The 206-nt window shown below is 43.2% G+C and carries 1 protein-coding gene; it reads right to left on the bottom strand.

All coding sequences use genetic code 11. From position 1 onward, the window contains the following. Nucleotides 1-206 (bottom strand): helix-turn-helix domain-containing protein (locus FS806_RS25545; RefSeq protein ID WP_144942161.1); only part of this gene is annotated, 206 nt, incomplete at both ends.

Here is a 206-nt window from a genome sequence, read left to right on the forward strand (position 1 = left end):
TTCTGCAAATTCAGTTGGGCGTTCGCCAATGCGAGACTATCTACTTCTTTGAGCCATGCAAACTCCTCCTTATACTTGGCAGGAGTAGGAAACTTTTGTTTCTTTAGCGCTTCTTTGTCACCCTTGAATTGTTCATATGTATCACGCCGTTCAGCTAACATTTTGTTGTAGACGAAACGAACACAACCGAAGGTTTTGGCAAGGAG

Source organism: Paenibacillus sp. 32O-W (assembly GCF_007679495.1).
In the GTDB taxonomy this organism is placed as follows: domain Bacteria; phylum Bacillota; class Bacilli; order Paenibacillales; family NBRC-103111; genus Paenibacillus_L; species Paenibacillus_L residui.